This is a genomic window from Chryseobacterium fluminis, from assembly GCF_026314945.1.
GTDB lineage: Bacteria > Bacteroidota > Bacteroidia > Flavobacteriales > Weeksellaceae > Chryseobacterium > Chryseobacterium fluminis.
The window spans coordinates 1,997,635-2,020,130 of record NZ_CP111121.1 but is presented as its reverse complement, the minus strand read 5'-3'; the positions used below and the strand labels follow the sequence as shown (position 1 = coordinate 2,020,130).

The following is a 22,496-nucleotide window of genomic DNA, read 5'->3' as shown; positions in this document are numbered from 1 at the left end:
CAATAATACCAATATATTTCAAGTGAATAAAAATTCTGTAATCTTCTTAATTTAAAATAAACAATGTATAAAGTATTTATAAAAAGGTTTTTAGATATCATTGTTGCTCTGTCAGTCATTATATTTTTGCTGCCTATATTTATTGTTATATATATCCTTGTAAAAATCGACAGCCCGGGTAATTTTTTTTTCTTTCAGGAGAGATTGGGATATAAAGGTAAAATTTTTAAAATATATAAGATAAGAACCATGTATGATAAGGAAAGGGTGGCCGATAGGGAAATTCTAAAAAACGATGTGGAAGTTACAAAAGTAGGATACTACCTGAGACGTTTCAAAATAGACGAACTTCCCCAAATTATCAATGTATTTAAAGGAGATATGTCTTTAGTCGGGCCACGTCCCTGCTTGCCACGACAGTTAGTAGAATTTAATGAAGATGGAAAAAAACGTATAGAAGTTGTTCCAGGTTTAACAGGACTATCTCAGGTAAATGGGAATATTCACTTAACCTGGGAACAAAGATGGAAATATGACCGTGAATATGTAGAAAATCAAAGCATCATTCTTGACGTTAAAATAATACTTAAAACTTTTTTAATACTTTTTCACGGAGAAGATAAATATCTAAGAAGTCCTGATGTATAAAATATTGGTTATAGGAGCTGTAAGTTCAACAGCTCAGATTATTAAAAAACTTGTTGAGCATAATTTGGAGATAACGGGAATCCTCGGTTATGAACCAAGACATACGGAAAAAGTTTCGGGATGGGAAGATTTATCTTCTATATCCTTATTATATAATATTAATTATAAAGGTTTTGTCAAAATTAATGATCCGGAGAACATTTCGTGGGCTATTGATAGAAAACCTGATATTATTTTTGCTGTCGGGTTTTCGCAGTTATTACATAAAAAGTGGTTTTCAGTATCAAAATTAGGTTGTATAGGTTTCCATCCTACAAAACTTCCGCTGGGTCGGGGAAGGGCACCGCTGGCATGGATTACCCTGGAGCAGTCCTATGGCTCGGCTTCTTTTTTTCTGATGGGAGAAGGAGCTGATGACGGACCTGTTTTTGTACAGTCAATTTTTAAAGTGGAACAAGACGATGATGCCGGAATTATTGAGAAAAAAATTATGCATCATATTGATTTGGCATTAGATCAATGGCTTCCGGAATTAAAAAAAGGATTTTGGAATCCTGTACCTCAATGTGACCATCTGGCTTCTTACTATGGCATAAGAAAAGAAGAAGACGGGTTAATCGACTGGAGCAATAGCGCGGGATACATTAACCGTCTTGTAAAGGCAGCATCCAGACCACATCCCGGAGCATATACATATTACAAGGATGAAAAATTACTCATCTGGTCTTGTAGAATAGAAAATGATATTCAGTTCAGGGGTGTTGTGGGTAGGGTTTTGTTAAAAAAGGATAGTGGAGAATTTCTTATTCAGACAGGAGAAGGACTTCTGTGGATTGAGCAATATACGTATAAAGACACCTCCGATATTTCAGTGAGCGTTGGAGACAAGCTTGGTTACAATATTGAAGATGAGATCTATAAAATAAAAGCAATCTTAAAAAAAATACAAAGTGAATAGAGTAATAGTAATAGCACCGCATTCGGATGATGAAATTATTGGTTGCGGAGCAACCATTGCCAGACATATTAAAAATGGTGATGAGGTAATTGTGGTCATTGCCACCAATGCTTCTATTGGAGCTCCTGAGCTTTATTCATCAGATCAGATAAAAAGTACCCGTGCTGAAGCAATAGCTGCTCATCAGTTTTTGGGGGTGAAAGAAACTATTTTCTGTGAGTTTCCTGCACCAGGGCTAAATGCATTTCCTGAATTTAAAATATCTTTAGAGATTTCTAAAATATTCCAAGAAATAAAACCGTCCCACCTGTATCTTCCACATCCGGGAGATATTCATCAGGATCATAAAGCCATCTACAGAGCCTGCCTGGTAGCGGCAAGACCACAGGGAGAAGAGAAAATATCTAACATATACTGCTATGAAACACTATCGGAAACAGAATGGACCCCAATGCAGGAAAAGGCTTTTGTGCCTAATCATTTTATAGATGTCACCGATGTTTTTTCAAAAAAACTGCAAGCCATGCAATTTTTTAAATCACAAATCAGAAAATTTCCTCACTCCCGTTCTCTTGAAGCATTTGAAGCTTTGGCAATGTACAGAGGAGCAACTGTGGGCGTGGCAAGGGCCGAAGCATTTGTTGTTGAGAGGCAGCTGGTATTGTGAAACTTTATAATACTGTACCTTAATTATAAAAATACAGCATTGGTACCGATAACAGTTTTTCTCTGATAAATAGAATATGAATTTTATCCGGGCAGCACAAGAATCACTTAAAGGAAATAAATAAATATGAAGAAAATAGCAATAATTGGAGCAGGAGGATTTGGACGTGAAGTTAAAATGTTAATTGATCAGATAAATCATAAGGAAAATCAATTTCAACTTGTGGGCTTTTATGATGATAAGCATTACGAAAATCATATCAATGGAGTTCCTTATCTAGGGAAAATTGAAAACATAAATATGATAAATGATCCACTTTGTCTTGCCGTAGCCATTGCAGACCCAAAAATTAAGCAAAGAGTATTAGACAAGATAGATAACGTAAATATCGAATATCCTAATTTGATCCATCCGTCTGTAATAATAGGTCAGGATAATGTTAAACTGGGTAAAGGAAATATTATTTGTGCAGGTGTCATTATTACAATTGATATTGAAATTGAAGATTTTGTTATTCTGAATCTGTCTTGTACAGTCGGGCATGATACACAAATTAAAAAATATTGTTCTTTTATGCCTACAGTTAATATTTCTGGAGAAGTCATTGTTAATGAAGCGGTATATGTAGGAACAGGAGCGAAAATTATCAATCTTTTGGAGATAGGAGAAAATACAATAGTAGGAGCAGGAGCAGTGGTTTCAAAAAGCCTTCCTGCAAACTGTACTGCAGTAGGAATTCCGGCAAAGCCAATTAAATTTCACTAATATTATAAAGTAAATGAACTCAAAAATCTGGCTCTCCTCCCCACACATGGGCGGAAACGAACAAAAATATATCAATGAAGCTTTTCATGAAAACTGGGTGGCACCGTTAGGTCCCAATGTTAATGGTTTCGAAGAAGACTTGGAAAAATTTTTAGGTAAAGAAGTTAAGGTCGCTGCTTTATCAGCGGGAACAGCCGCTATTCACCTGGCTTTAATAGAATCAGGTGTTCAGCACGGAGATGAGGTGATTTGTCAGTCGATGACGTTTTCCGCCTCCGCAAATCCCATAGCGTATTGTGGGGCAACGCCTGTGTTTATAGACAGTGAACCTGAAACATGGAATCTTTGTCCAAAAGCTTTACGGGAGGCAATCGAAAACAGAATGCTAAAAGGTAAAAAACCAAAAGCTATTATTGTCGTTCATCTTTACGGAATGCCTGCGAAAATGGATGAAATAGTAGCTATTGCCAATGAATATAAAATTACAATCATCGAAGATGCTGCAGAAGCCCTCGGTTCTTCTTATAAAGGTCAGGCTTGCGGAACATTCGGGCGTTTCGGTATTCTAAGCTTTAACGGGAATAAAATTATCACCACTTCAGGAGGCGGAGCTCTGGTTAGCCATACCATAGAAGATAAAGACAAAATTGTTTTTCTTTCTACACAGGCCAGAGATAACGCGCCTCACTACCAGCATTCTCATATCGGATTCAATTACAGAATGAGTAATATTGTTGCCGGTATCGGAAGAGGGCAGATGGAAGTCTTAAAAGATCGTGTTAAGGCAAGAAGAGCAATGCACGATTTTTATATTACATTATTCAAAGATATTGAGGGAGTAGAAGTTTTCTCAGAGCCGGATTCTGATTTTTATTCTAACCATTGGCTTTCTGCAATTACTGTAAATCCTGAAATAACAGGAAAAACAAGAGAGGATTTAAGGCTGGCATTTTTAGAAGATGATATAGAATCCAGACCGTTATGGAAACCGATGCATCTCCAGCCTGTCTTTTCAGGAGCTCCTTACTACGGGACTAACGTTTCTGAGAAATTATTCGATAACGGTTTATGCCTGCCGTCGGGATCCAATCTTACAGACGAGGAAAGAGAAAGAATTAAAAATGTAATCAATAAATTTTTTAAAGATTAATATATAAATCCGATGAATTATAGGTTTTGGAAAGTTATTTTTGACTGTACACTGTCAGTTCTTCTAATCATTCTCCTACTGCCTTTACTAATTCTATTGGTTATTATAACAAGCCTTGACATGGGATCCAACGGTATTTTCTGTCAGAAAAGAGTGGGGCAGAACGGCAGACTTTTTACCATTTATAAATTAAAAACCATTCACCCTGGAAATGCAAGAAGTTCTTCGATAGGATTGTTCCTCAGGAAGTATAAACTTGATGAGCTTCCCCAGTTATTTAATATCCTGAAAGGAGATATGAGCTTTGTAGGTCCGCGTCCCGATATTCAAGGATATTATGACAGACTCGCAGGCAATGATCGGAAGGTTCTGCAGCTGAAGCCGGGATTAACGTCTGAAGCGAGCATAAAATACAGTAACGAAGACTTTTTACTTAAATCACAGGCAGATGCCCGTTCTTATAATGACGAAGTACTATTTCCGGACAAAGTGAAAATGAATCTGGATTATCTGGAAAATATGTCTTTTAGAGAAGATATTAGAATTTTATGGAAAACATTTTTGAAAATAATAAAGTAAATTTACAAACCTTATAAGCCTGAATAAATACATTATGAAAATAAAAGAAACCCCCTTAAAAGACTGCTATATCATCGAACCCACAATTTTTGAAGATGACAGAGGTTATTTTTTTGAAAAATTTAATGAAAAGAAATTTGAAGAGCTAACGGGTTTGAACGGTCACTTCGTTCAGGATAATATTTCAAAATCCTCTTACGGTGTTTTAAGAGGTCTCCACCTGCAGAAAGGTGAGCATGCTCAGGCCAAACTGGTTTCATGTCTGGAAGGAAAAGTCTGGGATGTGGCAGTAGATTTAAGAGAAGAGTCCCCGACTTTCGGACAATGGTTCGGAATAGAGCTTACCGCGGAAAATAAACTTCAGCTCTATGTACCCCGTGGCTTCGGACATGGTTTTTCGGTACTGAGTGATCATGCCGTTTTTGCTTATAAATGCGACAACTTTTATAATAAAGAATCCGAGGGGAGTGTAAGATTTAATGATCCGGACCTGAATATAGACTGGAAGATTGGGGAGGAAAATGCTGTTCTATCTGAAAAAGATAAAACCGCTGCCGCCTTTAAAGAAAAAAACTTTTAATAGTTTATTGAAAACCACTTCATTAAGTGGTTTTTAATTTTTTAGGACAGACGCTCTAATATTTGTATCTTTGCACACTCAAAATCAAAAAGATGCGCACAAAATCTGTAGGTAAAAAGAAAATCAATGTTGTAACGCTTGGATGTTCCAAGAATGTTTATGATTCTGAAGTTTTAATGAGTCAGCTTAAAGCTAATGGTAAAGAGGTGGTTCATGAAGACAAAGGAGATATTGTAGTCATCAATACCTGCGGATTTATCGATAATGCCAAAGAAGAATCTATCAATACGATTCTTGATTATGTAGAGGCAAAAAACAGAGGTGAAGTAGAAAAAGTTTTTGTGACAGGCTGTCTTTCTGAAAGATATAAGCCGGATCTGATCAGGGAAATTCCCGATGTTGATCAGTATTTCGGGACCAGGGATCTTCCTATCTTACTGAAACACCTGGGTGCTGATTACAAGCATGAACTGGTAGGTGAGCGTTTAACAACAACCCCTAAGCACTATGCCTATTTAAAGATATCCGAAGGCTGTGACAGACCCTGTTCATTCTGTGCCATTCCTTTAATGAGGGGAGGACATGTTTCCACACCTATCGAAAAATTAGTTTCAGAAGCTCAGAAGCTTGCGAGAAAAGGGACAAAAGAGCTGATTTTAATCGCTCAGGATTTAACCTACTACGGTTTGGATATTTACAAAAAACGTGCCCTTGGAGATTTATTAAAAGAGTTGGTGAAAGTGGAAGGAGTAGAGTGGATTCGTCTCCATTATGCGTTCCCAAGTGGTTTTCCTGAAGATGTTCTTGATATTATCCGTGAAGAACCCAAAGTCTGTAATTATATTGATATTCCGCTTCAGCATATCAATTCTGATTTACTGAAATCGATGAGGAGGGGAACAACCCACGAAAAGACAGATGCGCTCCTGTCAAAATTCAGAGAGAAAGTTCCGGATATGGCCATCAGGACAACTTTAATAGTAGGTTATCCCGGCGAGACTCAGGAAAGGTTTCAGGAACTGAAAGATTGGGTAAGAGAACAGAAATTTGACAGGTTAGGATGTTTTACGTATTCCCACGAAGAAAATACCACTGCTCACGTATTGGAAGATGATATTCCGCAGGAAGTAAAAGAAGCGAGAGTAGAAGAAATTATGGAACTTCAGTCACAAATCTCCTGGATAAAAAATCAGGAAAAAATCGGAAAAACCTTTAAATGTATTTTTGACAGAAAAGAAGGAAGCTACTTTGTCGGCAGAACAGAGTATGACTCTCCTGATGTCGATAATACGGTACTGGTCCCTGCGGATAATACCTATATATCAATCGGAGAATTTGCAAATGTTAAAATTACATCAGCCGAGGAATTTGACCTTTACGGCGAACTCATCTAATGAGCAGATAATTAGATCTATATAATCTATAAGCAAAAATTTTTAAATCTAAATTTTTCTTACATTAACCGAAATTAATGCCTCTCGTACAATATTTGATTTTTGATAATAGATTGATTTTTAATTGATTGAATTTTTCAATCTTAATATTTTATATTTTTTTTAATATAATATGTACAAATTTTAAAATTATATCTTAACTTTGCGACATGAATAATTTTATTTCAATATTATTCACCGTTTTAGAATCTTATTCATTGAATGTTAATTGTTTAAATAAATCGAAGAGGCAATGATTTTTGAATGACCCTTATTTTTTATTAATTAATTGTTTTTCTGTATTTAATGATATCGTTAGTTGGATTAGTCCATCAGGATATATTAGCATCGGTGAAAAAAAATTGTAATTAAAATCTTTAAAAACTTATGAAAAAAATTTTATTAACAGCGACTGCATTAGTCGGCTTTGCAACAGTTGCTCAGGCTCAGCAAGGACGTGTTGGGGTTAACACGACAACTCCGGCTGCTACTTTAGATATAGCAGCAAACACGGGTGATGCTACAAGACCTGATGCACTATTGGTCCCTCGTATGACAAGAGCGCAATTGACAGCTAAAGATGCTGCTTATGCTAACACAGGAACAGGTGCGACCAACCAGACAGGGGGTCTAGTTTTTGTTACAGCGATTGATGGCACAGCCAGTGCTAAAACGACTAACGTAACCACTACAGGTTTCTACTATTATGACGGTCCAAACGCTGTTTGGGTTGCCGTAGGAGGAGGCGGTGCTGCTACTGCTGCAAGGTATGAAACTATAAGAGGAAATGTAACGACTGTTAATGCAGCTGCTTATACAGTTGCTCCTACAGATAATGTAATTGTTACACAATTTAACAATACCGTTACCATCACACTTCCTACTCTTACTAACAGCGCAGCAGATATCGGCCGTATTGTTAAAGTTGCGAATAATAATACTGCTGCATCAGGATTGGCTTTTTCAGGTCCGTTACCTACAGGAGCTAACTTAACGGTTAACCAGGGTAGAGGAATTGAATTCATTTGGACTGGAACTCTTTGGGCCGTTCCACAAAAATAATCCCGTTTGTTCCATAAAAAATTAATTTTAAAATTAGAAACAAGATGAAAAATATATTTAGTTTTTTAGCCTTTGCAGTTTTCGGTTCGGCAATTAATGCTCAGCTGGGTGTGAATATCGGCATGCAGACCAGTATCAATAATTCAAACGTAGGTTTGGATTTAAGTAGCTCTTTTAGCACAGAAGCAGGTGCTGGAGCGTATCAGGGTAAAGGTGTTATTATCCCGAGTGTGGATTTGGTAAACTTCCAGTTTGATACTTCTCTTGCAGATGGGATCACTTTCCCTACATGGTTCGATGGTATGATTGTATATAATAATGCTACGGGTACTACTTTAACAGCAGGTCAGAGATCTTCTACTGCTACTGCGGTAACGCCGGGTTATTATTATTTCTATAATCCTAGTGGTGCTGCAAACAGTGCGGTTCAGCAGGGTGTCTGGAGACCTCTTGGCGGAGGAACCTCAAGAGTAAATGTAGGTACTACTGAAACTGCTACCAATACAGCTATTAATAATGCTCAGGTTTATGCCATAAAAGGAACTTTTGCAGCTAACGGAACTTCAACAGCTGTAAATATTCCTTCTCCTACTGGAATGACTTCTTTGTACTCCATTACGATCTACAGAGCAGGAACCAATACGGTATATGACAGAAGCTTATATTCTTATACTTTAGGAACTGCTGCAGGAAATGCGATTACTGGTTCTCCTAGTATGTCTGTAGTGTATCCTAACGGTACCTATGACTATGTATTAGAATATTTAAAATAAGAGATACATTCTTTAATAAATAAAAAAACCAATGATTGATCATTGGTTTTTTTATTTTGTTATATCACGATGAACACAGTCGACATTTTTTTTAATTATTTGATTATGAATATGTTAAAGAAATCTGATTTGATAAAATATGCAATAGTTAGTTAATTATATTAACTTTTTACCATTTTTTTTAACACTTTTTAACATAGCCTTGTAAAACCCCTGTTAATAGGTAGTTGCAGTTATTTTTAAGATAATATTTAGAATATATTAACGCTTGTTAACAATTGGAATAGGGACTTAAGAAGAATCCTGATACATTTGTCCCCGTCAAAACCAATAAAAGTTCAAAATGATGAAAAGATTCATTCTCGTAATCATAATGATGATTTCAACCTTTGGTATATATTCTTTCAAGAATAATGCCATAGATGCGAAAAAAACAAGTTATGCATCGTACTACCACGATAAGTTTAACGGTAGAAAAACCGCAAGCGGAGAAATATTTGATAATGCAAAGTTTACCGCAGCAAACAGAACGCTTCCTTTTGGTACTAGTATTAAAGTAACCAATCTGAACAATGGTAAAGAGGTGATAGTGAAAGTAAATGACAGAGGTCCCTACCATTCATCAAGAGCTTTAGATATGTCTAAAGCCGCGTTCGATGAAATCGGAAGTACAGATCATGGTACTATTCCGGTGGAGTATGAAATTGTCGATTAAATTTATGATTTTAAATTAAAAGAAAGCCAACTGATTCAGTTGGCTTTATTTATGTGGCATTACAAGTTTAATTCCACCAGAGCAGGACAATGATCGGAATGTACCGCTTCCTTTAAGATAACAGCCCGGGAAAGCTTATCCTTCAGTGTATAGGAGGTAAAGTTATAATGGATCATGAACAAAAGTTGGGGACTATGCAAAAAGTTGAGAGAGTCTGAACAGGAAAAATGCTTTGTCTTTTACTCCCCGAAGCTGTAATCTGAAGTTTTTAATTTTAGCATTAAAAGATTCTGCCGAAGCGTTGGTACTTCTTCTGTCGAAAAAGTTTAAGATGCCGCTGTAATGATTCATTATTGTTTTTCTTAAAACTGAGAATGATTTAAAACCTGATGTTTCAACATCCCTGAACCAATGCGCTAACTTTGTCATGGCAATAGATTTGGGAATATTCTGATTGTAAATCTTTCTTAATCCATCCGATAACCCATATGCCTTCTTTAAATCAGGATATTCTGTAAATAAAATTTCAGCTCTCTGCATTTGAGAAGGCGTCCACTTTTCCCTGCTTTTGTAGAGTAAATACCTGCTTCTTGCCAGAAGCTGTTTGCGGGTATCACCGTTTTCAAACGTTTCTATCTCAATAGGCTCCCTGTTTTTCTTTGCTTCATCGAGCAGGCTATTTTCCCATTCTATAGCTTCCCAACGGTAGTTGATCCTTAATTCCTGAAGGGCTTCAGTGGCGAGCTTCTGAACATGGAACCGGTCTATGACCTTAATAGCATCAGGGAAACAGCGTTTGGCAATAAGCTTCATAGACCCGGCCATATCAAGGGTAATTTCCTTTACATTTTTGCGAAGCTTCCTGTTTATTTTCAGAAGCTGCTCAATGACCTCTTCACTCTGTGTACCTTTGATAATGGCAACAATACTGCCTTTCCTGCCTTTTGCTTTTTTGGAAGTAAGAACCGTGTATAATTCTCCCTGGGAAAGAGCAACTTCATCCAGAGACAGAGAAGAGGAGCAATTTTCCGGATAAAGAATCCAATCTTCCGCATGGGGCTTTTGGAGCCAGTCTTTGAACCCGCTTAATGATTTTTTGTATTGCCTGCGGAATGTCTTTCCCTGTACCCCATACATCTCACCGATGGTTTCTAAGGGAAGGGCTTTAGTATCGGCTGATTTTTTTTAAGAACTCCGCAAAGTCCTTTGTCATGCGGGTTCCAACGGCAATGAGATTCCAGTCTCTCTGCAGGATCTTACCAGATTTTATATCGGTCCATCTTCTTCGTCTGATGTGAAGTTTTACAGGTTTTCCACGGAGAGGAAAGTCATTAACCGTGATTTCTTCATGAAAGCCTTTGGATTGTAGATGCAAAGAGGAAAGCTCTTTGGGAACAGTATTTTTTTCCTCAAAATAAAGATGAAGCAATCCTTCTTTTTCTTCAAAATGGGTAATATCAAAGTATTCAACCAGATATTCCGGTAACAGTAATTTTAATAATTCTTTCTCAGATGACATCTGGTAAAATTACATTTATTAATTTTTCTCCCCAACTTTTTATACTGATCCGTTATAATCCAATCGCCAGCCTTTATTTTTTGCCCTTGAATTCTGTCTGTAACTCCACCAGGTATAATGGTCCGGTTCACGGTTAAAATATCTGAAGCTGTCGATCAGTTCACATTCATTGATGAAATCCGTCATCCATTCCCTTTCCATAGGCAAAAATCCTGAAACATTCTTTAAACGAACCGGATCATGAATATCAATAGCTTCATGACAGATATTAAAGTCTCCCGAAATGATCAGGTTTGGAATTTCTTTTTTTAATTTTTTTATATATTCTGAAAAGTCATGACAAAACTGCATTTTAAATTCCAGCCTTTCAATATTAGAAGCAGAAGGAACATAGACTGAAATCACAGAAAATCCGTCAAAGTCCGCGCGGATAATCCTACCTTCATTATCATAGCTTTCAATGCCACAGCCATACTCCACATGATGGGGTGCTGTTTTTGATGCTATTCCGACCCCACTGTAGCCTTTTCTTACTGCTGAGTGCCAGTAACTGAGATAGCCCGCTTTTTCAAGGCTTTCGATATCAATCTGGTCGTTTCCCGCTTTGCTTTCCTGAATGCAGATAATATCAGGATCTGCAGCTTGCAGCCAACTCAGGAAATCCTTTGTGAAAGCGGCACGGATTCCGTTGACGTTATAAGTAATTAATTTCATGATTCAAAAGTATTAATAAAAAAGAAGCGGAAAAAATCATTCGATTTTTTCCGCTTCCTCAAATTCTGAGTTAAATAAGTTATGAGAATTATTTAGGCTCTAAAATACTGATCGGGATGATGCATTCCTCCAGAGAAATACCGCCATGCTGATAGGTTTCTTTATAATAGTTCACAAAGTGGTTATAATTCTTAGGATAGGCGAGGAAAATATTATTTTTAGCAAAAATATACTTCGAGCTTAAATTTCCTTTTGGTAAGAATAATTTTTCGGGATTGGTGATGGCCCAGACATCGCTGTCATCATACGTTAGGCTTTTTCCTGTTTTGTAACGGATGTTGGTAGACGTTTCTCTGTCGCCCACCACTTTGCTTGGTTTTTTTACATATACCGTTCCGTGATCGGTGGTAATGACAAGCTTAAATCCGCTTTCTGCGGCTAACTTGATAATTTTAAGCAGGGATGAATTCTCAAACCAGTTCAAAGTTAAAGAGCGGAAGGTCTTATCATCACGAATTAACTGGTCAACAATGTGATTATCTGTCTTTGCATGAGAAAGAATATCAATAAAATTATAAACAATCACCAGAAGATCATTGTTTTTGTGCTGGTTAAAGTCATCATAAATCTTTTTTTCAAAATCGGCATTCAGCACTTTCAGATATTTCATTGATTTGGAACTTAGGCCAATTCTTTTCATCTGATCTTCCAGGAAATCGCGTTCAAATTCGTTTTTATTTCCGTCTTCATTATCATTAAACCACTTATCAGGAAAACGCTTTTCAATTTCTGAAGGCATCAGGCCGGCAAAGAATGAATTTCTTGCATATTGAGTAGCAGTAGGAAGAATACTGTAGTAATAATCTTCCGATACCTTATTGTAAAATTTGGTAAACAGGGGTTCAATAACCTTCCATTGGTCATAACGCAGATTATCTACCATAAGTAAAAGAACTTTTTCTTTCTCTACTTCGGGTTTTACCTTTTCTTTAAACAGGGTGTGGCTCATATTGGGCTTGTCATTTCCGGTGAGCCATTCCTCATAATTGTTTTCGATAAATTTTGCAAACTGGATATTGGCCTCTTCCTTCTGAGATTGAAGAAGATCGGCAAACTCATTATCAGCGACCTTGTCAAACTTAAGCTCCCAGTTCACAATCTTTTTGTAATATTCTGCCCATTCCTGGTAAGTTCGCAGATAAGAAAGTTCCATAGAAAGATTCCTGAACTCCTGCTGATACTGGAGAATGGTTTTCTGCTCAACCAGGTTTTCTTCCTGAAGATTTTTCTTGAGGGATAATAAAATCTGGTTAGGATTCACGGGCTTTAAAATATAATCGGCAATCTGTGAACCGATGGCTTCTTCCATAATATGCTCTTCTTCGCTTTTTGTTACCATTACGATTTTAAGAGCGTTGTCTTTCTCCTTAATCATCGGTATTGCTTCAAGTCCTGAAATTCCGGGCATATTTTCGTCAATCAGAGTTAGTGCGAACTTTTCAGAGTCCATTAAGTCCAATGCTTCATTCACATTATTAACGGGGGTTACGTGATACCCTTTTTTTTCCAAAAATACGATGTGAGGTTTGAGTAAATCTATTTCATCATCTATCCATAATATTTTTTCCGACATAAATCTTTTTTTTACATGGTTGTACTATCAAATCACCGACCATTTCCCTTATAAAAACCCACAAAAAAGTGGCTAAAAGGTTAAATATTAGTTAAAAACTATGGCGCAGTCTGTTTGCTGATCTGTGCATCAATTTACTGTTTTTAAACGATTGCCGAAAGAACTTTAAAAAAATAATTAATCCTCAAAGAAAAGCCAATTACAGATCTGCAATTGGCTTAAAAGTTTATTTATAAAATTTCCAGAATTTCTTCTACAATATCAAAACCACTGTTCCTCTCATAATACACCTGAAGATCATTTAAAAATACTGATCTTGGATACTGATCGGGATCGTGTTTGAATTTTGCCAGAAGTTCAAGTCCGTGCCGGGTTCGGGGACCCCAGTGGGAGATGAGATTGAAGTTTTCATCAAGAAAAATGACAATTGGTATTGCTTCATTGCCGTTCGTTAAAAATAATCTCATCAGATCAGGATTTTCGTTCCGATAAAGAATTTTCAGAGGATTTCTGCTATCAAAAAACTTTTCAATGACAGGAATAGCCTGGCTACAGTCACCACACCAGTCTTCAGCAATAATTAGTATCCTGCCGTGAAAATTTTTCTCTTCCAGCTTTTTTTGCTGTTTCAGATCCGGAATATAATTTTCCATGATATGATGAGCCCTTTGAATTGTTAACAGCTGCTTGTCTGCCAACTCATTGTTTTCCTGAGCCTCAATTTTACTTTGGATCCCGCCAATATAAGACTCAAAAGACATTCCTTTTTTCCAGAATTTTTCCATTTTGTGTCTTTATTGAATCAGTTTTGTTTTCTTTTATAGTAAGCCAGACCAAAAGGATTGGTTCCTACCGTGATGGTAGAGGATGGGGTAAGGGTTCCTGATGAAGCAATATTATAAGCAGACACCGTATTGGCAGAGGCCCCGGAATGAGTGACGAACATTTTGTTTCCCTGCTGATTTACTACAATATTGTGAGGAACAGGAGTAGGTGATGGTAGAGGATTGCTTGCCGGGCTACCTGTCGCGGTACTGATTGAGTATAGCTGCGCCCCGGTGATATTGCTTACGAAAAGGATGTGTTGATCCGGAGATGGGAAAACCCCGTGAGCTCCGGTATAGTCTTTTTCAAAAACCAGATCCATGGTATCTGCATTTAGGGAATATACTTTTCCGGACTGACAGGGAACATATAATCTGTTATCAGAAAGGCGGAAGAGATGAGGGTCTTTTCCGACCAGTACTTCATTGGTTTTTGTATAATTTGATGTTGAATATTTAAAAACCTTATCAGGAGAAGAATCGCTGGATATTACGGAAACGTAAGCTGCGGTACCATCAGGCGTCAAAAATACATCATGTGGCTTCATCCCTACATCGATGGTTTTTGTCACTGTGTTTGATGCCAGATTAATAACGGAAACCGTATTGTCTATGTCATTGGCTACCCATAATTCTTTTCCATTGCCATCGGCCCACATGTGGAACACACCGTTTCCAACGCTTACAGAGCTTTCAATTGCCTGGTTTTGCGGATTAATGATATATACTTTTTTTCCTGCCCTGTCCCCTACATAGAGTTTGTCCGTTTTTGGAACATAGACCACATACATGGGTTCCGAATTGGGAATAGGTAATGTTTTAGTCACAGAATTGGTAGCGGGATCAATGAAGCTGACACTGGCACTGCCACGGTTTGCAATAACGATTTTTTCCTCAAAAGGTTTAGGCAAAGGAGCGTTTTCATTGTTATTACTGCAGGAAATACTGAATGCTAAGCTCAAAAATAGAGTTGAGGCAAATAATTTTTTAGGTTGAATCATAAAATAATTTTTCATAATGTTTGTATTTATTATATTAATGCTGTTTTCAGATTTACATTTTATCTGCTGACAAACGTTTTTTGTGGAAATATTAATCAGCATGATAATATAGTCGGATGTCTCATTAGAACCTGACAGCTTGAATAAAAAAAATCAAAAAATATTTTATTGATTAATTATTGGGATTGGGCTGAATACACAATTGTATGCTGATCAACTGTTGAATTAACTTTAAAACCTTAATTTTGCAGCATAAAAAGGATATTTCTAATGCAGAATAAGCTTAAGATCATCAACGATCCGGTTCACGGATTTATAAGGATTCCTCATGAAATTCTATTTGATATCATTGAACATCCCTATTTTCAGAGATTAAGAAGAATAGGCCAGACCGGACTTCTGAATCTGATATTTCCGGGAGCAACGCACACCAGGTTTCATCATGCGTTAGGAGCAATGCACCTGATGTTTACGGCTATCGAAACGTTGAGACAAAAAGGGGTGAAAATTTCTGAAGAGGAAGAAAAAGGAGCAATGCTGGCTATCTTAATGCATGATATTGGTCATGGTCCTTTTTCTCACGCCCTGGAAAGTATGTTGATGGACGACTGGCATCACGAAAACCTCTCTTTATTACTAATGAATCGGCTGAATGATGAATTCAACGGGGAATTGTCCGTTGCCATTGAAATGTTTCAGGGGAAATATCACCGGAAATTTTTTAATCAGCTTATCTCCTCACAGCTCGATGTCGACAGGTTGGACTATTTAAAACGGGACAGCTTTTTTACAGGGGTTTCTGAAGGAAATATCAATACCCAGCGAATTGTTTCCATGATGAATGTCTGTGAGGAGGGAGAGCTGGTGATCGATGCAAAAGGAATTTACTCTATTGAAAACTTTCTTACTGCTCGGATGTTCATGTACTGGCAGGTATATTATCATAAAACCTCAGCTTTGGCCGAGTTTCTTCTGGTAAAAATTCTGGAACGCGCAAAATATCTTGTTTCCCGCGGCATATCTCTTACCGCTACAGAAAATTTAAATTACTTTTTACACCGAGGAAAAAGTGCAGCTACAGAGGAAGACATCCAAAGGTTTACCCAGCTCGATGATAATGATATTATTCAGGCCATGAAAAGCTGGCAAAACTCAGATGATTTCATTTTGTCATATTGGTGTCGGTGTGTCATCCAGAGAAACCTTCCGAAGACCGTGATTTCATCTCATGCCTATAACCGTGATTTTATTGAAGAAAAAATAAAGAATGTTAATGAATTTTTCGAAATTGACAATGGTGCTGAGCTGGTTCACGAAATCAAAAGAAAACTTCTTCCTTATGACACCGAGAAACAGCCCATTTATTTACTGCAGAAAAACGGTCAGAAAATCAGAATGGAGGAGTCGCAGGACCAGCTCTTGTCTGGCTTGATGATCAATAAAACGACCAGGTATATTCTCACCTTTCCCAGAGATATGCCTGCCATAATTTCTTAAAGTATATTAAAATTTACGATCCGAAAACTAAAAAATGTTTGCGAATTACAGAATTTCTTATCTTTGCAGAATATGGAATTTACAGCTTCGCAAATTGCAAGTTTTATTGACGGGAAAATAATAGGTGACGAAAATGCACTTATTACTGGCGTTTCACCAATTGAAAGTGGAGAAACGGGGCATCTTTCTTTTATAGCACAGGATCGCTTTTCCCATTATCTGGACACTTCAAACTGTTCCGTGATTATTGTTTCTGAAACCCTTCTGGAAAAAGATTCTTATAACTCAACTGTTATTGCCGTAAAAGATGCCTATCTTTCATTTCAGGTTTTAATGAACCTGTATCAGGAAATGCAGGGCCGAAAAGAAGGTATTGAAGATGGTTCTTCCATTCATCAGACTTCCGTAATCGGTGATAAAGTCTATATCGGTGCCTTTACCTATATCTCAGAGAAAGCAAAAATAGGAGAAGGATCTCAGATTTTTCCGCATGTGTACATCGGAAAAGGGGTAAAAGTAGGTAAAAACTGTAAAATAGACAGCGGAGCCAGAATTTATGATTACTGTATCATCGGCGATAATTGTGTGATACACTCCAATACGGTAATCGGGGGTGACGGGTTCGGTTTTCAGCCCACTTCTGAAGGATTCAAAAAAATTCCTCAGTTAGGAAATGTGATCATTGAAGATGACGTGGAAATCGGATCAAACTGCAGTATCGATAGAGCGACTATAGGCTCTACAGTCATTGGAAAAGGTACAAAAATAGATAACCTTATCCAGATTGCACACAATGTGAAAATAGGAAAGAATAATGTCATTGCAGCACAGGCGGGAATTGCAGGATCTACAACCATCGGTGACTGGAACCAGATTGGCGGCCAGGTAGGTGTGGTGGGTCACATTAAAATTGGCAGTCAGGTGAAAATTCAGGCTCAGAGCGGGGTGAATTCCAGTGTGAACGACAGGGAAACCTTGTATGGCTCTCCGGCAATTAGCTATAACGACTATCTGAGAAGTTATGTGCATTTCAGGAATTTACCTGAAATTGTAAACAAAATAAACAATCTTGAGAATACCTCAAAAGATAAAACTAATGAGTGATATGCAGAAAACACTTCAACAGGAAGTGACACTTTCCGGAATCGGACTTCATACTGGTAGAGAAGTAAAATTAACCATGAAGCCTGCAAAAGAAAATACAGGTTTTGTATTCGTAAGAACAGATCTGGAGGGGCATCCTCAGGTTGAAGCTGATGTTAACTATGTTGTAGCTACAGAAAGAGGAACGACATTAGAAAAACTAGGCGTAAAAATTACTACATGTGAGCACCTTTTAGCCGCTTTAGTTGGATGTGATATTGACAATGCAGTGTTAGAAATGGATGCTTCCGAACCTCCGATTTTAGACGGATCTTCAAAATTCTTTGTAGAAGCCATTGAAAGCGTCGGCGTTGTTGATCAGGGTGTGGCCAGAGAATACCTGGTGGTAAAAGAGGTTCTTACCTACAGCGATCCGGCTACAGGATCTGAAATCACCATTATCCCTTCAGATACGTACGAAATTACAACGATGGTTGATTTCGGAACTAAAGTTTTAGGAACTCAGAATGCGACCTTAAAAAATATTTCAGAATTTAAAGAAGAGATTTCATCTGCGCGAACATTCAGTTTTTTACATGAATTGGAAATGCTTTTAGATCATGGCCTTATTAAAGGCGGAGATATTTCTAATGCTATTGTATACGTAGATAAAGATCTGACTCCCGATACAACGGAAAAATTAAAGAAAGCTTTCGGAAAAGACGAAGTATCGATCAGACCCAACGGAATTCTTGATAATCTGAACCTAAATTATCCAAATGAAGCGGCAAGACACAAATTACTGGACGTAATCGGTGATTTAGCTTTGGCAGGAGTGAAAATAAAAGGAAAAGTCATTGCAAATAAGCCCGGGCATTTCGTCAATACCCAGTTTGCGAAAAAACTTAACCGTCAGTGGAAACTGCAGAAGAAGAAAAACGTTCCAGATTTTGATCTGACAAAAGAGCCGGTATTCGATATCAACGGAATTATGAAGCTGATGCCTCACAGACCTCCGTTTTTGTTAATTGATAAAATCCTTGAGCTTTCGGATTCTCATGTAGTAGGACTGAAGAACGTAACCATGAACGAACCCTTCTTCGTAGGTCACTTCCCTAAAGAACCTGTGATGCCGGGAGTTCTCCAGGTGGAAGCTTTGGCGCAGACAGGAGGAATTCTCGTATTGGCCAGTGTTCCGGATCCTGAAAACTATTCTACCTATTTCATTAAGATTGATAAGGTGAAATTTAAAAGAAAAGTAGTACCCGGAGATACGATCATTTTCAAAATTGAATTAATAGAACCTATCCGAAGAGGTATTGTGCATATGCAGGGTTACGGGTATGTAGGAGATGCTGTAGCGGTAGAAGCAGAATTAATGGCCCAAGTTGCAAAAAATAAAGTTGATTAAATGATTCATCAATTAGCAGCCGTAGATAAACGCGCGAAAATCAGCAAAAATGTAATTGTAGAACCTTTTACTACAATTGCCGGTGACGTAGAAATCGGGGAAGGAACTTGGATCGGTCCGAATGTCACCATCATGGATGGAGCGAGGATCGGAAAAAACTGCAGAATTTTTCCTGGAACGGTGATCTCAGCCATTCCTCAGGATTTAAAATTCGACGGTGAAGATACTCAGGTCATTATCGGTGACGAAACTACGATCAGAGAATGTGTAACGGTAAACAGGGGGACAAAAGCCCTTGGATTTACCAAAATTGGGAAAAACTGCCTGATAATGGCCACTTCTCATATTGCACACGACTGTGTCATCGGAGATCACGTTATCATTGTGAACGGTTGCGGTATTGCTGGTCACGTAGAAATAGGTGACTATACGGTAATGGGAGGTTTATCTGCTGTTCACCAATTTGGTAAAATCGGGAAACATGTCATGATTTCCGGAGGTACTCTGGTGAGGAAAGATATTCCGCCGTACGTAAAAGTGGCCAGAGAGCCAATGTCTTATGCAGGAATTAACTCTGTGGGACTCAGAAGACGAGGTTTTACCAACGAGAAAATCTTTGAAATCCAGAAAATTTACAGAGCGATCTTTCAGATGAAAATGAATGTTTCACAGGCAATCTTATATATTGAAAAAGAAATGCTTCCTACTGCAGAAAGAGATGAAATCCTTCAGTTTATACAAAATTCTCCGCGAGGGATCGTAAAAGGGTACGGAACCGGAAAAGACAGTTAGAAATCATTTTGATTCTGAACAATTTATATAAAAAACAAAAGATAATTATACATTAATGGCAACAAGTAACGATATCAGAAAAGGTCTTTGTATAGAATTTAGCAATGATATTTTCAAAGTAATTGAATTTCTTCACGTAAAGCCAGGCAAAGGTCCTGCTTTCGTCAGAACAAAATTAAAATCTGTAACCAACGGAAAAGTATTGGATAATACTTTCTCTGCAGGTCACAAAATCGATGAAGTAAAGGTAATTACAAGAAAATTCCAGTACCTTTATGATGATGAGAACGGATTCCACTTTATGAACAATGATGACTTTTCTCAGTTATATCTGAATAAAGAAATGATTGAAAACTCAAACCTGATGAAAGCAGGTGAAGAAGTTACCATCATCTTAAAAGAAGCAGATGAAACTCCGCTTTCTGCCGAACTACCGCAATCTGTTTATTTAGAGGTTGTAGAAGCTGATCCGGGTGTGAAAGGAAACACCGCAACGAATGCGCTTAAAAATGCAATTGTCGAAACAGGAGCTAGAGTAATGGTTCCCCTGTTCATTGAGCCGGGAGACAAAATTAAAGTAAGTACGGAGGACGGAGCTTACTTAGAAAGAGTAAAGTAATTATTAAGATAATATGAAGCTGGAAGCATAACAACTTTCAGCTTTTATTTTTATGGCAGCTCCTGTAGTGTACCCTGAGCCTGTCGAAGGGCCTTACTTAGTAGGGCTGCCGTCTGAACCTTAAAAAAATAAACCTTTTCGAGACTTTAAATCTTAAAAAGGGTGATAAAATTTAAACATCATTTAGAAAAATATGACGTTCCATCAGCCACAAAAACTGAAAACTATTGCAGATCTTATCGGATCAAAATTTATAGGTTCTGAAGACTTTCCGGTATTAGGAACTAATGAAATTCACAAGGTACGGCCAGGTGATATTGTTTTTGTAAATCATCCGAAATATTACGGTAAGGCTTTACATTCTGCAGCAACCGTTATCCTGATTGACAGGGAGGTAGAATGTCCCGCAGGAAAAGCACTTCTTGTCTCCGATGACCCTTTCAGGGATTTTAATAAGATCAATACTCACTTTACGAGAATAATCAATTTCACCGAAGAACTGCATGATGCCGAGATCGGAGAAGGCACGAAAATTCACCGTACGGCTGTCATCGGGAATAATGTTACTATTGGAAAGAACACCCTTATTTTCCCGAATGTGGTGATCGGAGACAGAACGGTCATCGGTGATAACGTGATCATCCAGTCCAATACGGTATTGGGAGGCGATGCTTTTTATTACAGAAAACTTCACGGAAACTTTGACCGCCTGATTTCTGTTGGAAATGTCATTGTGGAAAATAATGTAGAAATAGGAAACGGCTGTACCATAGACCGGGGAGTTACAGATTCTACGGTCATTGGCGAGGGCTCTGTGTTGGATAACCAGATCCAGGTCGGGCATGATACAGTAATCGGTAAAAAGTGTCTGATCGCTTCTCAGGTAGGAATCGCAGGATGTTGCATCATTGGTGATGAGGTAACTTTATGGGGCCAGGTGGGTATAGCTTCCGGTAACAAGATTGAAAGCGGATCTGTTATTCTTGGCAAGACGGGAGTAAACAGAGATCTTGAGAAAGGAACATATATCGGGATGTTTGCAGAAGATTTTAAAACCTATCTGAAGAAAGAGGTAAAACTGAGAAATCTCAAATAAACAAATGGAAAGTTTTATCTTAAATCAAAGAAAAATAAGTAAATTTGTGAGCATTAATAAAATAGTAAAATAAATTAAAACAACAATAAAATGTCAATTTTAGTAAACAAAGATTCTAAAGTAATTGTACAAGGATTTACAGGGAACGAAGGGACTTTCCATGCAAGCCAGATGATTGAATACGGAACAAACGTGGTAGGTGGTGTTACTCCGGGAAAAGGGGGTAGCGAGCACTTGGGAAAACCGGTATTTAACACGGTTGCTGATGCTGTTGAAAAAGCTGGTGCCAACGTAAGTATCATTTTCGTACCTCCTGCATTTGCTGCAGATGCAATCATGGAAGCGGCGGAAGCAGGTATCAAAGTTATCGTATGTATTACTGAAGGTATTCCGGTGGCGGATATGGTAAAAGTAAAATCTTATATCGCTGACAAAGACTGCAGATTAATCGGTCCGAACTGTCCGGGAATTATTACTTCTGAAGAAGCTAAAATTGGTATTATGCCAGGTTTTGTTTTCAAAAAAGGTAAAGTAGGAATCGTTTCAAAATCCGGAACACTTACGTATGAAGCGGCAGATCAGGTGGTAAGAGCCGGTTTCGGTATTTCTACAGCCATCGGTATCGGTGGTGACCCTATTATCGGAACAACAACCAGAGAAGCTTTGGAATTATTCATCAACGATCCTGAAACTGAAGCCGTAGTAATGATCGGAGAAATCGGTGGAGGTCTTGAAGCGGAAGCGGCAAGATGGTACAAAGCCAGTGGCTCTACAAAACCTGTTGTAGGTTTCATCGCGGGACAAACGGCTCCTAAAGGAAGAACAATGGGACATGCCGGTGCGATCGTAGGTGGTGCGGAAGATACCGCTCAGGCTAAAATGGAAATCATGAGAGAAAACGGAATCAACGTTGTAGATTCTCCTGCTGATATTGGCGTAACAGTGGCTAAAGTTTTAGCATAACATAAAAAAACAAC

Annotated in this window: 24 protein-coding genes and 1 pseudogene; 18 read left to right on the top strand and 7 right to left on the bottom strand. The window is 37.9% G+C overall.

Going from position 1 to position 22,496, the window contains the following annotated elements:
• Positions 1–63 precede the first annotated feature (63 nt).
• The 11 genes from ODZ84_RS09040 to ODZ84_RS08990 all read left to right on the top strand — a co-directional run bounded on the left by ODZ84_RS09040 (position 64) and on the right by ODZ84_RS08990 (position 9,330).
• Positions 64–648: a sugar transferase gene (locus ODZ84_RS09040; protein WP_266176668.1), complete on the top strand. Its 585-nt coding sequence runs from the start codon at positions 64–66 to the stop codon at positions 646–648.
• The gene (locus ODZ84_RS09035) at positions 641–1,606 is read left to right on the top strand and encodes a formyltransferase family protein (protein WP_266176667.1); all 966 of its coding nucleotides are present in this window, start codon (positions 641–643) and stop codon (positions 1,604–1,606) included. Before ODZ84_RS09040 ends, ODZ84_RS09035 begins: the two co-directional genes overlap by 8 nt.
• Complete coding sequence (locus ODZ84_RS09030; RefSeq protein ID WP_266176666.1) at positions 1,599–2,273, top strand: PIG-L deacetylase family protein; 675 nt, start codon at positions 1,599–1,601, stop codon at positions 2,271–2,273. Before ODZ84_RS09035 ends, ODZ84_RS09030 begins: the two co-directional genes overlap by 8 nt.
• A 126-nt stretch (positions 2,274–2,399) precedes the next feature.
• The gene (locus ODZ84_RS09025; RefSeq protein ID WP_266176665.1) at positions 2,400–3,038 is read left to right on the top strand and encodes a NeuD/PglB/VioB family sugar acetyltransferase; all 639 of its coding nucleotides are present in this window, start codon (positions 2,400–2,402) and stop codon (positions 3,036–3,038) included.
• Positions 3,039–3,051: 13 nt separating this feature from the next.
• Positions 3,052–4,188: a DegT/DnrJ/EryC1/StrS family aminotransferase gene (locus tag ODZ84_RS09020; protein WP_266176664.1), complete on the top strand. Its 1,137-nt coding sequence runs from the start codon at positions 3,052–3,054 to the stop codon at positions 4,186–4,188.
• 12 nt (positions 4,189–4,200) lie between these two features.
• The gene (locus tag ODZ84_RS09015; protein WP_266176662.1) at positions 4,201–4,767 is read left to right on the top strand and encodes a sugar transferase; all 567 of its coding nucleotides are present in this window, start codon (positions 4,201–4,203) and stop codon (positions 4,765–4,767) included.
• A 34-nt stretch (positions 4,768–4,801) separates the two neighbouring features.
• Entirely contained in the window at positions 4,802–5,347 is a 546-nt protein-coding gene (gene rfbC, locus ODZ84_RS09010) for a dTDP-4-dehydrorhamnose 3,5-epimerase (protein ID WP_266176661.1), read from the top strand.
• 92 nt (positions 5,348–5,439) lie between these two features.
• Positions 5,440–6,741, top strand: coding sequence for a 30S ribosomal protein S12 methylthiotransferase RimO (gene rimO, locus ODZ84_RS09005; RefSeq protein WP_266176660.1), 1,302 nt, complete (start codon positions 5,440–5,442; stop codon positions 6,739–6,741).
• Positions 6,742–7,332: 591 nt separating this feature from the next.
• On the top strand, positions 7,333–7,842 hold the full coding sequence (locus ODZ84_RS09000) for a hypothetical protein (protein ID WP_266176659.1): 510 nt from the start codon (positions 7,333–7,335) through the stop codon (positions 7,840–7,842).
• A 44-nt stretch (positions 7,843–7,886) separates the two neighbouring features.
• Positions 7,887–8,615 (top strand): hypothetical protein, encoded by a 729-nt coding sequence (locus tag ODZ84_RS08995; protein ID WP_266176658.1) that lies wholly within the window; start codon positions 7,887–7,889, stop codon positions 8,613–8,615.
• A gap of 343 nt (positions 8,616–8,958) precedes the next feature.
• Entirely contained in the window at positions 8,959–9,330 is a 372-nt protein-coding gene (locus tag ODZ84_RS08990) for a septal ring lytic transglycosylase RlpA family protein (RefSeq protein WP_266176657.1), read from the top strand.
• Positions 9,331–9,389: 59 nt separating this feature from the next.
• On the opposite strand, the pseudogene ODZ84_RS23425 reads toward ODZ84_RS08990, so the two are convergent.
• The 7 genes and pseudogenes from ODZ84_RS23425 to ODZ84_RS08955 form a co-directional block, all read right to left on the bottom strand.
• Positions 9,390–9,503: pseudogene (locus ODZ84_RS23425) on the bottom strand (exodeoxyribonuclease III); the annotation flags it as partial.
• Positions 9,504–9,522: 19 nt separating this feature from the next.
• Entirely contained in the window at positions 9,523–10,467 is a 945-nt protein-coding gene (locus ODZ84_RS08980; RefSeq protein WP_266172842.1) for an ISAon1 family transposase, read from the bottom strand.
• Between the two features lie 28 nt (positions 10,468–10,495).
• A complete protein-coding gene (locus ODZ84_RS08975) occupies positions 10,496–10,849 on the bottom strand; it encodes an ISAon1 family transposase N-terminal region protein (protein WP_266172843.1) in 354 nt (117 codons plus the stop codon).
• Positions 10,850–10,888: 39 nt separating this feature from the next.
• Positions 10,889–11,563 carry an exodeoxyribonuclease III gene (gene xth / locus ODZ84_RS08970; protein WP_266176655.1) on the bottom strand — a complete coding sequence of 225 codons (675 nt, stop codon included), beginning with the start codon at positions 11,561–11,563 and terminating at the stop codon, positions 10,889–10,891.
• Between the two features lie 88 nt (positions 11,564–11,651).
• Positions 11,652–13,196: a T9SS response regulator signal transducer PorX gene (porX, locus tag ODZ84_RS08965; protein ID WP_266176654.1), complete on the bottom strand. Its 1,545-nt coding sequence runs from the start codon at positions 13,194–13,196 to the stop codon at positions 11,652–11,654.
• Between the two features lie 230 nt (positions 13,197–13,426).
• Positions 13,427–13,981 (bottom strand): thioredoxin family protein, encoded by a 555-nt coding sequence (locus ODZ84_RS08960; protein ID WP_266176652.1) that lies wholly within the window; start codon positions 13,979–13,981, stop codon positions 13,427–13,429.
• A 17-nt stretch (positions 13,982–13,998) separates the two neighbouring features.
• Positions 13,999–15,036, bottom strand: coding sequence for a YncE family protein (locus tag ODZ84_RS08955; protein WP_266176651.1), 1,038 nt, complete (start codon positions 15,034–15,036; stop codon positions 13,999–14,001).
• A 255-nt stretch (positions 15,037–15,291) separates the two neighbouring features.
• On the opposite strand from ODZ84_RS08955, the gene ODZ84_RS08950 reads away from it, so the two are divergent.
• The 7 genes from ODZ84_RS08950 (at position 15,292) to sucD (ending at position 22,482) form a co-directional block, all read left to right on the top strand.
• Positions 15,292–16,518 carry an HD domain-containing protein gene (locus tag ODZ84_RS08950; RefSeq protein ID WP_266176649.1) on the top strand — a complete coding sequence of 409 codons (1,227 nt, stop codon included), beginning with the start codon at positions 15,292–15,294 and terminating at the stop codon, positions 16,516–16,518.
• Between the two features lie 72 nt (positions 16,519–16,590).
• A complete protein-coding gene (gene lpxD / locus ODZ84_RS08945) occupies positions 16,591–17,622 on the top strand; it encodes a UDP-3-O-(3-hydroxymyristoyl)glucosamine N-acyltransferase (RefSeq protein ID WP_266176647.1) in 1,032 nt (343 codons plus the stop codon).
• The gene (locus ODZ84_RS08940) at positions 17,615–19,012 is read left to right on the top strand and encodes a bifunctional UDP-3-O-[3-hydroxymyristoyl] N-acetylglucosamine deacetylase/3-hydroxyacyl-ACP dehydratase (protein ID WP_266177340.1); all 1,398 of its coding nucleotides are present in this window, start codon (positions 17,615–17,617) and stop codon (positions 19,010–19,012) included. Before lpxD ends, ODZ84_RS08940 begins: the two co-directional genes overlap by 8 nt.
• Positions 19,013–19,804 carry an acyl-ACP--UDP-N-acetylglucosamine O-acyltransferase gene (gene lpxA, locus ODZ84_RS08935; protein ID WP_266176646.1) on the top strand — a complete coding sequence of 264 codons (792 nt, stop codon included), beginning with the start codon at positions 19,013–19,015 and terminating at the stop codon, positions 19,802–19,804. It begins immediately after the preceding gene.
• Positions 19,805–19,859: 55 nt separating this feature from the next.
• Complete coding sequence (gene efp / locus ODZ84_RS08930) at positions 19,860–20,423, top strand: elongation factor P (protein ID WP_266176644.1); 564 nt, start codon at positions 19,860–19,862, stop codon at positions 20,421–20,423.
• 193 nt (positions 20,424–20,616) lie between these two features.
• Entirely contained in the window at positions 20,617–21,519 is a 903-nt protein-coding gene (locus ODZ84_RS08925) for an LpxD N-terminal domain-containing protein (protein ID WP_266176643.1), read from the top strand.
• Between the two features lie 90 nt (positions 21,520–21,609).
• Positions 21,610–22,482, top strand: coding sequence for a succinate--CoA ligase subunit alpha (gene sucD, locus ODZ84_RS08920; protein ID WP_266176642.1), 873 nt, complete (start codon positions 21,610–21,612; stop codon positions 22,480–22,482).
• Positions 22,483–22,496: the final 14 nt, after the last annotated feature.

What these genes read in the sequence shown, in the direction of transcription:
- ODZ84_RS09040 (WP_266176668.1), top strand. Translation starts at nt 64, where the DNA reads ATGTATAAAGTATTTATAAAAAGGTTTTTAGATATCATTGTTGCTCTG.
- ODZ84_RS09035 (WP_266176667.1), top strand. Translation starts at nt 641, where the DNA reads ATGTATAAAATATTGGTTATAGGAGCTGTAAGTTCAACAGCTCAGATT.
- ODZ84_RS09025 (WP_266176665.1), top strand. Translation starts at nt 2,400, where the DNA reads ATGAAGAAAATAGCAATAATTGGAGCAGGAGGATTTGGACGTGAAGTT.
- ODZ84_RS09020 (WP_266176664.1), top strand. Translation starts at nt 3,052, where the DNA reads ATGAACTCAAAAATCTGGCTCTCCTCCCCACACATGGGCGGAAACGAA.
- ODZ84_RS09015 (WP_266176662.1), top strand. Translation starts at nt 4,201, where the DNA reads ATGAATTATAGGTTTTGGAAAGTTATTTTTGACTGTACACTGTCAGTT.
- rfbC (WP_266176661.1), top strand. Translation starts at nt 4,802, where the DNA reads ATGAAAATAAAAGAAACCCCCTTAAAAGACTGCTATATCATCGAACCC.
- rimO (WP_266176660.1), top strand. Translation starts at nt 5,440, where the DNA reads ATGCGCACAAAATCTGTAGGTAAAAAGAAAATCAATGTTGTAACGCTT.
- ODZ84_RS09000 (WP_266176659.1), top strand. Translation starts at nt 7,333, where the DNA reads ATGACAAGAGCGCAATTGACAGCTAAAGATGCTGCTTATGCTAACACA.
- ODZ84_RS08995 (WP_266176658.1), top strand. Translation starts at nt 7,887, where the DNA reads ATGAAAAATATATTTAGTTTTTTAGCCTTTGCAGTTTTCGGTTCGGCA.
- ODZ84_RS08990 (WP_266176657.1), top strand. Translation starts at nt 8,959, where the DNA reads ATGATGAAAAGATTCATTCTCGTAATCATAATGATGATTTCAACCTTT.
- ODZ84_RS08980 (WP_266172842.1), bottom strand. Translation starts at nt 10,467, where the DNA reads ATGTATGGGGTACAGGGAAAGACATTCCGCAGGCAATACAAAAAATCA.
- ODZ84_RS08975 (WP_266172843.1), bottom strand. Translation starts at nt 10,849, where the DNA reads ATGTCATCTGAGAAAGAATTATTAAAATTACTGTTACCGGAATATCTG.
- xth (WP_266176655.1), bottom strand. Translation starts at nt 11,563, where the DNA reads ATGAAATTAATTACTTATAACGTCAACGGAATCCGTGCCGCTTTCACA.
- porX (WP_266176654.1), bottom strand. Translation starts at nt 13,196, where the DNA reads ATGTCGGAAAAAATATTATGGATAGATGATGAAATAGATTTACTCAAA.
- ODZ84_RS08960 (WP_266176652.1), bottom strand. Translation starts at nt 13,981, where the DNA reads ATGGAAAAATTCTGGAAAAAAGGAATGTCTTTTGAGTCTTATATTGGC.
- ODZ84_RS08955 (WP_266176651.1), bottom strand. Translation starts at nt 15,036, where the DNA reads ATGAAAAATTATTTTATGATTCAACCTAAAAAATTATTTGCCTCAACT.
- ODZ84_RS08950 (WP_266176649.1), top strand. Translation starts at nt 15,292, where the DNA reads ATGCAGAATAAGCTTAAGATCATCAACGATCCGGTTCACGGATTTATA.
- lpxD (WP_266176647.1), top strand. Translation starts at nt 16,591, where the DNA reads ATGGAATTTACAGCTTCGCAAATTGCAAGTTTTATTGACGGGAAAATA.
- ODZ84_RS08940 (WP_266177340.1), top strand. Translation starts at nt 17,615, where the DNA reads ATGAGTGATATGCAGAAAACACTTCAACAGGAAGTGACACTTTCCGGA.
- lpxA (WP_266176646.1), top strand. Translation starts at nt 19,013, where the DNA reads ATGATTCATCAATTAGCAGCCGTAGATAAACGCGCGAAAATCAGCAAA.
- efp (WP_266176644.1), top strand. Translation starts at nt 19,860, where the DNA reads ATGGCAACAAGTAACGATATCAGAAAAGGTCTTTGTATAGAATTTAGC.
- ODZ84_RS08925 (WP_266176643.1), top strand. Translation starts at nt 20,617, where the DNA reads ATGACGTTCCATCAGCCACAAAAACTGAAAACTATTGCAGATCTTATC.
- sucD (WP_266176642.1), top strand. Translation starts at nt 21,610, where the DNA reads ATGTCAATTTTAGTAAACAAAGATTCTAAAGTAATTGTACAAGGATTT.